The following is a 9,621-nucleotide window of genomic DNA, read 5'->3' as shown; positions in this document are numbered from 1 at the left end:
TTCTGCCTCTCTTTTTTCTTTTCTTGTTGCCAACCCCAATCCCCTCCCAAAAGTGCTATTTTGCTGACTTTTTATAGTATTATTATACCATATTTAGCACTTTTTTGAAAGAGATTGGCGTATTTTATCCTACAATTAGCCCGAAAAATTTTTACTCCTCAGCGCTGTTAATAATTTTCCAGTATCTAATTGCCAATTTATGTAAAATAAATATAACGCTATCAAAAATATTTAAAGTAAAAAATTTTGCATGATTAGGTACGGTAGTTTATTCAAATATTTTTATTATCATAACCTAGCAACAAAACTTCATCTTATACAATCAAACAACACGTAAAGCTGCACTTTATCCACCTTTCGAGTGGCAATCAAATTGGCGCCTGTATCTGCTATATTGTGAAGCAACACGTCGCCTATGTTTACAGGAGCCTTGACCTTCAACCCTTTTGTCTGCTTTAAGGCCTCCATTATCTTATCCCTTGGAATGCTCCTGTCTGTCTTTGCAGACACCAGCCTATGGGTTCCCCCTTCCACCCACACCGATGTGGTAAGGGTGCGCAACGGGCAGGTCATCTCCTGAACAGCGTAGTCTTTGCCCCGGCCGCATCCGTTGCCCTTTACCTCCCACTGGTAGTCTCCGCTGGGTTCAACCTGCATTCTGCAACCCCGGGGACACAGTATGCATATCAGTTCCATGGACGTTTACCCCCCTTCACCCAAGGTTTCTCCATCTCACTATCAGCCTATCACCAGGCTTTATGCCAGGCAAAGCCTGTTTTTTTATTTTAAACCGCTCCATCTGCCCCGGAACGATGCGCAAAAACCTTTTAGAAACCAATACCTCCTGCCCGTCAGTCAATTCTACCACGCCATCAGCATATATATTATCCGACCTGAAAAACAGCTCTACATCCTCTTCTCCCGAAATCCTCTGGGGAACAACGTAGCGTATCCCGTATCCTGTCTCTATTTTAACCCGCCCATCCACATGCTGGCCGTGCTGAGAGGCCAGGCCGTTCAAATACCGCCATACACCGTATCCAGCAATCTCGGCCTCTTCGCTTACATAATCCACCAGGTCGTGAACATGTAGCACATTGCCACAGGCAAAGATCCCCGGTACACTGGTCTGCCGGTACTCGTCCACAACCGGCCCTCCTGTCACAGGGTCAAGCTGTACGTTGGCTTTCTGGCTGAGCTCGTTCTCGGGTATCAGGCCCACCGATAGGAGAAGAGTATCGCAAGACACGTATTCCTCGGTGCCCGGAATGGGCCGTCGCTCATCGTCCACCTGGGCGACGGTCACCCCTTCAAGCCTATCCCCCCCGTGAATCTTTATGACGGTGTGCTTGAATCTTATGGGAATGCCGTAATCCTCCAGGCACTGCCTTATGTTTCTGATAAGCCCGGTGGAATAGGGCATGATCTCGCATACCATCTTGACGTTGGCGCCTTCCCAAGTAAGCCTCCTGGCCATTATAAGCCCAATATCCCCCGAACCCAGTATAACGACTTCCCGTCCCGGCATATATCCCTCTATGTTGATGAGCCTCTGAGCCATGCCTGCCGTATACACCCCTGCCGGTCGCCCTCCAGGGATCATGAGGGCACCCCTGGTCCTTTCCCTGCATCCCATCGCGAGTATCACCGCTCTGGCTTGTATCTGTATCGCCCCATGCTTGGGGTTTACGGCATAGACCCTTTTGTTCTCATCAATGTCCACCACCATGGTATCCAAGAGATAAGGGATTTGCGCCTTTTCAACCTGGTCGATAAACCTTTGGGCGTACTCAGGGCCGGTAAGCTCCTCGCCAAACCAGTGGAGCCCGAACCCATTATGGATACACTGCTGGAGTATCCCTCCCAGGTGTGAATCCCTCTCGAGTATGATGATGTCCCGTATGCCGTATCTGTGACAGGACAAAGCCGCTGCCAGTCCGGCCGGTCCCCCTCCTATGACCACCACATCAGCTTTCATGCTCAACATCCTGCATCCTCCCCCAAAAATTCTTTGATCTTCCCCATCACAATCCTGGAGCCATCCCCTTTTTTGGTTATCTGCTCCATGGGGATGTCCAGCTCCCTCTCCATTATCTCCATAATGCGCGGCGTACAAAATCCTCCCTGACAGCGCCCCATACCTGCTCTGGTCCTCCGCTTTACCGCGTCTAGCGTAAGCGCCGGCGGATTCCTGTGAAGGGCCTGCACTATCTCTCCCTCGGTCACCATCTCACACCTGCATATTATGCGTCCAAACCTTTGGTCCTTCTTTATGAGCTCCTCCCGGGTATGCCAGTCGGCATCGCTAAAACGGCTTATACCCCTGCGATAGGGGTTGAAATCCCTCTTAGGCTCCAGCCTATGGCCGTTTCTTTGCATAACGCCGTTTAAAATGCTTGCCACATACCTGCCTATTGCCGGGGCGGCCGAAAGCCCTGGCGAGCAAATCCCCGCCACCTGAATGAACTCCTCCGCCCTGCGGGAAGGACGGATTATAAAGTCCTCCCCATCGGCTATGGCCCTCAATCCCGCAAACTCGGTTATAACGTCGTTTCTTGGCAGGAAAGGCACCGACTCCAGCGCTTTTTGATATACAAAGCTCAAACCATCTGAGGTGGTGTATACGTCATCCCTCTGGGGTATATCCACAGCGTTTGGCCCTATGAGCAGGTTGCCGTCCACGGTAGGGGTAACCAGTACGCCTTTGCCAAGCCCCGACGGCGGCTGGAATATGGTGCTGGTGACCAAGCTCCCCCACTTTTTGTCATACAGGCAGTATTCTCCCTTGCGCGGGTGTATGCGGAATGAATCATCGCCTACCATCTGGCTTATCAAGTCGCTGTTTATGCCCGCTGCGTTTATCACATACCGAGCGATAAAGGTTCCGCCTGAGGTTTCAATGTGGAATTTGCCGTCGCTGTGCCTTTGAATGGATAAAACAGCATGGTTGAGATAAAACTGTACGCCGTTGTCGGCGGCATTCTCTGCCATGGCGATGGTAACTTCAAAGGGGGATGTAATGCCTCCCGTGGGAGCCCACAGTGCCGCTTTGATGGAAGAATTTAAGTTGGGCTCCATCTTGAGCACTTCTTCAGCAGGTAAGATCTTAAGGCCAGCTACGCCGTTCTTTATGCCCTGATCCATCAAGCGCTTAAGAGTTGACATGTCGTCATCGGTGAATGCCAAAACCAGCGAACCGTTTCGCTTGAAAGGGACGTCCAATTCCCGGGCTATGTCATCATACATGGCATTGCCCACGACATTGAGATGCGCCATCAACGTCCCCGGCTTGCAGTCATAGCCCGCATGCACGATGCCGCTGTTGGCACCCGAGCTCCCCATGGCCACATCAGACTTTGCTTCCAAAACGCATACATCCAGCTTGTACCTGGCAAGCTCCCTGGCTATGCTGCAGCCTACAACCCCCGCACCGATAATGGCTACATCAAACATTTGGTTTCTTCCCCTCCCCTCATACGAAAAAAGCCATATTAATCAAGCTGTAAACAGCCTGACTAATATGGCTCTCACACATCTCTAGCCACTATTTATTACAATGACCTCCTCTCACCTTTGAAGAAGATGGGCTTCCATCCCTACTACATTAAACCGCCTTTCATCCCACACTTAAAAGAGTGGGCTTTCCCGGCGATTTGATTCTAAACTATATGATTCTTCTGAGGATAATATACCACCCTCGCAGTAAGCTGTCAACAACAATTCAAGCCGTTCATTCACCATCAGTAGCATAATTATCGAAGTATCCCTGAATGAGTACCACAGGCGTGCCCTTATCGCCACTTCCGCTCACCAGGTCACAAAGGCTTCCTAAAAGGTCGGTCAAACGTCGAGGAGTGGTACCCTGGGATATCATGCGCCCCACAAGGTTTTTATCCTTGGACCTTATAATTTCTCTTATCTTTTCCTCGATGTTTTCCTTGTCATCCATATTGTCGGCCAGATATTTCAGCTTAACCTCGTTAGGGGTACCCTCCAGCCCTTTTGTGTATGCGGGCGACACCACGGGATCTGCCAGCTCCCATATGCCGCTTACTGGGTCCTTAAAGGCTCCATCGCCGTATATCATTACTTCCATGTGCTTGCCAGTCAGCTCTTTAAGCCGCGCCTGCAGCCGGTTCACAAACTCCTCTCCATCCCTGGGGAAAAGCTTGACGGTGGTTTCGGAAGCCTTGTTCGAGCCCAGCAAGCCATACTGTGGATGATAACCGCTGCCGTTGACCGGTCGGGTCAAGATATCGTCCAGCCCATAGACCGTCCTGGCTCCCGCCTGTTTCAGCAGGCGCTTGGTTCTAAAACGGGTGTGTATGTCGGCGGCCAGCACGTGTGGCGTGTACCTCAATATCGCCCTCGGGTCATTTGAAAATATTATGGTAATCCCTTCCACAAGCTCTTTGTAGTATTTTATATAGTCTATGCCGGTGAAGGGATGAATTGCTCCGTGCCCAAAATATTTATAGAACTCCTCTTCCGTCAATGTATCCGTATAGGGATTGATCCCTTTCTCGTCCAGCTCATCCCAGGTGAGGATGGGGTTGCCCACCTCGTCGGAAGGATAGCTCAGCTGAAGGTAAACCTTCTTAACCCCTCTGGCGATGCCCAAGAGCAGCATCGAAAACCTGTTGCGGCTGAGTATCGGAAACACCACTCCCACTTCACCATCAGGATATTTTGCTGCCACGTCTTCTGCGATCTGATCAATGGTGGCATAATTCCCCTGAGCCCTGGCCACTACCGACTCTGTAACCCCCACTATATCCCTATCGTTCAATTGGTATCCTTCAGCCCGGCTGGACTCCACAACCGCTTTGGCAACGATTTCCACCAGGTCATCGCCTTTGTTTATTATGGGCAAGCGTATGCCCCTTGCCTGTGTGCCTACCGTCCTCATCTGCATACCTCCACTTCACCAATCTTTATGCTACGCCAATTGTACTGCCAATATTTCAACAGATAAAGATATTTACAAAAGATTAATGATGGCACTCGAATATGATTATATACCATTGGCAACCATAAATCCAATTATTAAAAATTATTACAAGTATAAGCTATTTTTATCACGCCAAAAGGCCCCTTTCGCATGAAAGGGGCCTTAAAGTTTCACTGGCTGCTTTTCAACATATATTCGGTAATTCTGTAACAACCTGTTCTACGCCAGTATCTAGCCATTTAAGTTGATAGACTGCTTTTTAACCTGCCCTCGTTTAGCTACAGAGTTACCATCAAATGCATGTGAGTGAGGTTGACTTGGAAAGGCGGCAGAGCGGTTTACTTGTTTACAACTCTGCGCCTGTGAAGTATGAAAGCCGCACCGGCAACAACCACAATTGCGCCTGCCACAGCTACAATTACAGCATGCGAATTCGTCTCAGGTAAGGCCTGAGTATGCACTGCAGTAGCTGTATCGGTAGTGTAAAGCTGTATCTGTTGCCCTTCTACCACCTTAACCATGTCCCTGCCGAATATCCCGTAGAGGTATTCAGCATACTCCTCCTTGTAGGGCGTGATACCTATTTCTACATAGCCATCCGCCGGTGCCGTATGGGTTACAGTAAATCCCATCTTGGCAATTTCATCCTTGTGCTGTTCAAACAGATATGCATTGATTTCCCTTTGCTTTTCGAGTAGCTCATCATCGATTCCTCTTTGCTCTTCAGGCGATTCACCCTGTCTGACTTGATCATTCTGATCCCATAGGTGCCTTTTTCTCAATTATCGTAAAGGACTTATCACCTGAGGTATAAGTAAGGACAATCTTGTTCGCTTCACTTTGGTCATGCCCATAGGCGTATATATCGTCGAGCTCAAAACCAGTGGGAACATAGGAGGGCACGAGAAAAGAATCTCCGAAACGCCTTTTGGCATCCTCCAGTGTCTTTATCTCATACGCCATTTCATCGTCACCTTCCGATACGCCTACAAGAGGTTGCATCCCCTCATCAGTCCCCAGCAGTGTATTGGCTTGAGGTGGTTCATCCGGTTCCTGTTGCGGTAAAATGAGCTCCCAAACGTTGGCCACCACCAACATCAGTACAACACACGCCGCCAATAATAATCTGCTATGCCCAATACGTTTTTTTTCTTTTTTATACCTGTTCAAAGTCCTTTGCTTCAATTCCTGACTAGGCTTTATATCTCTCATAATCTCATCCGCGATATCCCTAAATCTTTGGAAATCATTCATTAAGGTCAGCACTCCCTTCTAGCTTTTTCTTTAAAAGCTCCCTTGCTCTGTACAACCGGCTCCTAACCGTTCCCTCTGCTACCTTCAAAATTTTGCTTATCTCCGATGTAGAATAGCCCTGGTAATAGTAGAGTATTACCACATCTTTGAAGGCCGGCGGCAGCGATAGTACCGCCTCAAACAACGTTCGTCCCTGGTCCATATCTTCAACTCTGGTTTCTACTTCACCCTCATCGTGCCGGTAGCCGTGCCAGTCGGTCAATATCACCTTTCTAATCCATGAACTGCGCAGCATATCCTTGCACACGTTTATAGTTATTCTCATGATCCACGTCCTTTCGCTGCTCTCCCCTTTTAAAGGCGCCAAAATAAAAAAATAGGCTACCGTTATAATAGCCTATCTTAAGGTGAACTACCCCAGCCATAGAAGTAGTTGCTAGTTGCTTCATGAAAAGTGTGAGGGTGATTCATACACCCACTACTGACTATCTGTTTAATGGCAGATTTACCGCAATTCCTTATAAAGAGCATCTACAAGAAAAAACTTGGAGAATTTCAGCAAAAACTATCTAAGTGTCAGAAAGATTCAAGAAAATTCAAAGAGCTTTTGAGAGCAAAGAGGGAAGTATTGAGAAGAGTTAACAATCAAATTAGAGATGTTGGAAAAATACACATCTTATTTGGTAGGGTATTGTATTAAAAATGGTATAGGGACAATTGTATTAGGTGATTTGAAGGGTATAAGGAATGGGGCAAGACATGGGAAAGTACCGAATCAAAAAATCCATCAATGGATGTTTAGAAGAGTAGCAAGAAGGATAGAAGAGAAAGCCGAGTTTGTGGGGATAGAAGTCAAATTTATAAAAGAAAATGGGACATCACAAACTTGTCCTGTGTGTGGTAGCAAAAACAAGCCAGAAAACAGGAACTATGAATGCAAAAGCTGTGGTTTTAGATATCACAGGGATGGAGTGGGAGCGATAAACATATACAGAAAGTATACAGGCTCTTTAAGCCTGGTAGTAGGGCTATTGGCTTGCCCCACAGGTGTGAGGTACACACCACACCTGTGTTGCCCTATTGAGTGGAATATCCACCCAGTAGGGAAGACGGCCTGAAATTCGGAGCTGTCAAGAATCCTCGCCCCTTCCAGGGCGGGGAGAAGTCAAAAAAACCCGTTTTTGTCATATAAACTTTTCTCTCCCTTCTACACAATTAAGCGTATATTTCCCTCATATAAAAAAACTTTCCTGCCATAATTCAGCAGGAAAGCATGTACAATCACGCCTACTCATTCTGCAGCTTATACAGTATCCTAAAGCCGTTTTCCTCCAGCGTTTTCTCTATATCTTCAGTGTTGAAAGAGTTTATACCCACCACAACGCTGCTGGTACCATCTGCTCCACGGTAAACCGCCACACGAGTGATGTTTGCGCCGTACTGCGCAAAAATGCCTGTCAGCCTAGCCAAAATCCCAGGTTCGTCTGATGCTTCGACGGTAAGCCGAGTACCACGCTCACGAAAGCCCAGCAGTTCAATAAAAGCGTCGAAGATATCGCTCTCGGTTATAATACCCACCAGCTTATTCCCGTCTACCACCGGCAAAAAGCCTACCTTTTGATCCCGCATGAGCGTGGCTGCCTCTTCTAAAAGGGCGTTGGGCGATATGGTAACCAGATCCTTGGTCATGATCTGCTTTATCTTGGTTTTGGATAGCAAATAGGTGATCTCTCCCATGCTGAGGCTAGTTGCCTTGGAAGGCGAATACCGTTCGATGTCCTCTTTTGTGACCACGCCCACCAGCTTGCCGTCTTTGACAACCGGCAGCCGTCTTATGCCATGTTTCATCATGATTTCCTGCGCATCCGGAATGGTTTGATCAGGAGAAATAGTAAACGGATTGGTGGTCATCCTGTTTTTAACAAACATAACATTAACCCCCTAGATAGGCTTTTTTAATCTCTTCGCTCTCCATCAGTTCGGCACCGGGGCCCGCCAACACAATCCTCCCTGTCTCTATTACATAAGCGCGATGTGCGATCTGCAGCGCCATCCTTGCGTTTTGCTCCACCAACAGCACCGTCGTTCCATTGCTGTTTACATCTTTTATTATATTAAAAATCTCCTGAACCAACAAGGGTGCAAGGCCCATGGAAGGCTCATCCAGCAACAAAATTTTGGGACGGCTCATCAAAGCTCGACCAATTGCCAACATTTGCTGTTCACCTCCAGACAGGGTACCGGCCAGTTGCTTTCGCCTGTCAGCCAGCACCGGGAAGAGGTCAAACACTTTCTTTAAATCCTTTGCAATTCCTTCTTTATCCTTCCGAAGATAGGCCCCCAGCTCAAGGTTTTCCAAAACCGTCATGTTAGAAAAGACGCGCCGTCCCTCGGGCACATGGGAGATACCCATCTTGACCCTTTCTTGTGCGGAGGTATTGGTTATGTCCACGCCGTCCAGTATAATCTCGCCGCCGGTGGGCTTCTTCAAACCTGATATGGTGCGCAACGTGGTGGTTTTTCCCGCACCGTTGGCACCTATCAAGGTTACAATCTCCCCATCGTTGACCGTCAAAGAGATCCCTTTCAATGCGTGTATTACGCCAAAATGCACATGGAGATTCCTAACTTCAAGCATCGCCAACATCCTCTCCCAAATACGCCTCTATGACCCTCTTGTTTGACCTGATTTCATCCGGAGTACCCTCAGCAATCAATATTCCGTAATCCAGTACATAGATGCGCTCACAAACCTTCATGACCAGGGACATGTCGTGCTCGATCAGAAGAATGGTGAGGTTGAACTTCTCCCTGATCCACTTTATCAGCTCGGTAAGCTGAGCAGTCTCGGCAGGATTCATCCCCGCAGCCGGCTCATCCAGCAGCAACAGGCTGGGGTTGGTAGCCAATGCCCGCGCGATCTCCAGATGGCGCTGTTCTCCATAGGGAAGGTTTTTGGCATACTCATCCTTTTTGCCGTCCAGCTTGAAGATCTTGAGCAGTTCCATTGTGGCCTCGCTGATCCGCTTTTCTTCCCTGTGGTACGACGGCAGATGCAAAAAGCTGGACAGCAGCCCGTACCGCACGTTTTTATGCATCGCGATGCGCACGTTATCAAACACCGTCAGATCCTTAAACAAACGGATATTTTGAAACGTCCTTGCCACTCCCGCTTTGCATATCCTGTGCGGCTTCAGCCCCTGTAGCTCCTGCTCGGCGCCGCCTTTGTTCAGAATAATGCTGCCGCTGGTTGGGACGTAAACGCCGGTTAAAAGGTTGAACACGGTGGTCTTGCCGGCACCGTTGGGACCGATCAACCCTACCAGTTCGCCCTGCTTAAGTTCCATGCTTACATTCAAAACGGCTGTCAACCCGCCAAACGATTTTGTGAGCTTGTGCACCTTCAGTAGCGGCAT

At 48.4% G+C, this 9,621-nt stretch carries 10 protein-coding genes and 1 pseudogene; 1 reads left to right on the top strand and 10 read right to left on the bottom strand.

Annotated features, from left to right (window positions below; translation table 11 throughout):
- Positions 1–309: 309 nt before the first annotated feature.
- From KVG29_RS08050 to KVG29_RS08020, 7 genes are all read right to left on the bottom strand, one after another.
- Positions 310–696: a DUF1667 domain-containing protein gene (locus KVG29_RS08050; protein WP_252227716.1), complete on the bottom strand. Its 387-nt coding sequence runs from the start codon at positions 694–696 to the stop codon at positions 310–312.
- A gap of 16 nt (positions 697–712) precedes the next feature.
- Positions 713–1,978: an NAD(P)/FAD-dependent oxidoreductase gene (locus KVG29_RS08045; protein ID WP_252227722.1), complete on the bottom strand. Its 1,266-nt coding sequence runs from the start codon at positions 1,976–1,978 to the stop codon at positions 713–715.
- A 2-nt stretch (positions 1,979–1,980) separates the two neighbouring features.
- Complete coding sequence (locus KVG29_RS08040) at positions 1,981–3,453, bottom strand: NAD(P)/FAD-dependent oxidoreductase (protein ID WP_252227715.1); 1,473 nt, start codon at positions 3,451–3,453, stop codon at positions 1,981–1,983.
- 277 nt (positions 3,454–3,730) lie between these two features.
- Positions 3,731–4,909, bottom strand: coding sequence for a coenzyme F420-0:L-glutamate ligase (locus KVG29_RS08035; RefSeq protein ID WP_252227714.1), 1,179 nt, complete (start codon positions 4,907–4,909; stop codon positions 3,731–3,733).
- A 380-nt stretch (positions 4,910–5,289) separates the two neighbouring features.
- Positions 5,290–5,733 carry an LPXTG cell wall anchor domain-containing protein gene (locus KVG29_RS08030; RefSeq protein ID WP_252227713.1) on the bottom strand — a complete coding sequence of 148 codons (444 nt, stop codon included), beginning with the start codon at positions 5,731–5,733 and terminating at the stop codon, positions 5,290–5,292.
- Complete coding sequence (locus KVG29_RS08025) at positions 5,702–6,205, bottom strand: hypothetical protein (protein WP_252227712.1); 504 nt, start codon at positions 6,203–6,205, stop codon at positions 5,702–5,704. The genes KVG29_RS08030 and KVG29_RS08025 overlap by 32 nt, the downstream gene beginning before the upstream one ends.
- Positions 6,198–6,572, bottom strand: a complete 375-nt coding sequence (locus KVG29_RS08020) for a sigma-70 family RNA polymerase sigma factor (RefSeq protein WP_276576464.1) — start codon at positions 6,570–6,572, stop codon at positions 6,198–6,200. The genes KVG29_RS08025 and KVG29_RS08020 overlap by 8 nt, the downstream gene beginning before the upstream one ends.
- Positions 6,573–6,743: 171 nt before the next feature.
- On the opposite strand from KVG29_RS08020, the pseudogene KVG29_RS08010 reads away from it, so the two are divergent.
- Positions 6,744–7,323: pseudogene (locus tag KVG29_RS08010) on the top strand (RNA-guided endonuclease InsQ/TnpB family protein); the annotation flags it as partial.
- A 169-nt stretch (positions 7,324–7,492) separates the two neighbouring features.
- Here the strand turns inward: KVG29_RS08010 and KVG29_RS08005 are convergent.
- The 3 genes from KVG29_RS08005 to KVG29_RS07995 are packed head-to-tail and all read right to left on the bottom strand — an operon-like array spanning position 7,493 to position 9,621.
- Positions 7,493–8,134: a CBS and ACT domain-containing protein gene (locus KVG29_RS08005; RefSeq protein ID WP_252227709.1), complete on the bottom strand. Its 642-nt coding sequence runs from the start codon at positions 8,132–8,134 to the stop codon at positions 7,493–7,495.
- A 4-nt stretch (positions 8,135–8,138) separates the two neighbouring features.
- Positions 8,139–8,843 (bottom strand): ABC transporter ATP-binding protein, encoded by a 705-nt coding sequence (locus KVG29_RS08000; RefSeq protein WP_252227708.1) that lies wholly within the window; start codon positions 8,841–8,843, stop codon positions 8,139–8,141.
- The gene (locus KVG29_RS07995) at positions 8,836–9,621 is read right to left on the bottom strand and encodes an ABC transporter ATP-binding protein (RefSeq protein ID WP_252227707.1); all 786 of its coding nucleotides are present in this window, start codon (positions 9,619–9,621) and stop codon (positions 8,836–8,838) included. Before KVG29_RS07995 ends, KVG29_RS08000 begins: the two co-directional genes overlap by 8 nt.

The sequence above is a fragment of the Caldicoprobacter algeriensis genome (assembly GCF_023838525.1).
Classification (GTDB): domain Bacteria; phylum Bacillota; class Clostridia; order Caldicoprobacterales; family Caldicoprobacteraceae; genus Caldicoprobacter; species Caldicoprobacter algeriensis.
Note: the sequence above shows the minus strand (reverse complement) of the source record. Positions and strands in the feature narration are given on the sequence as shown.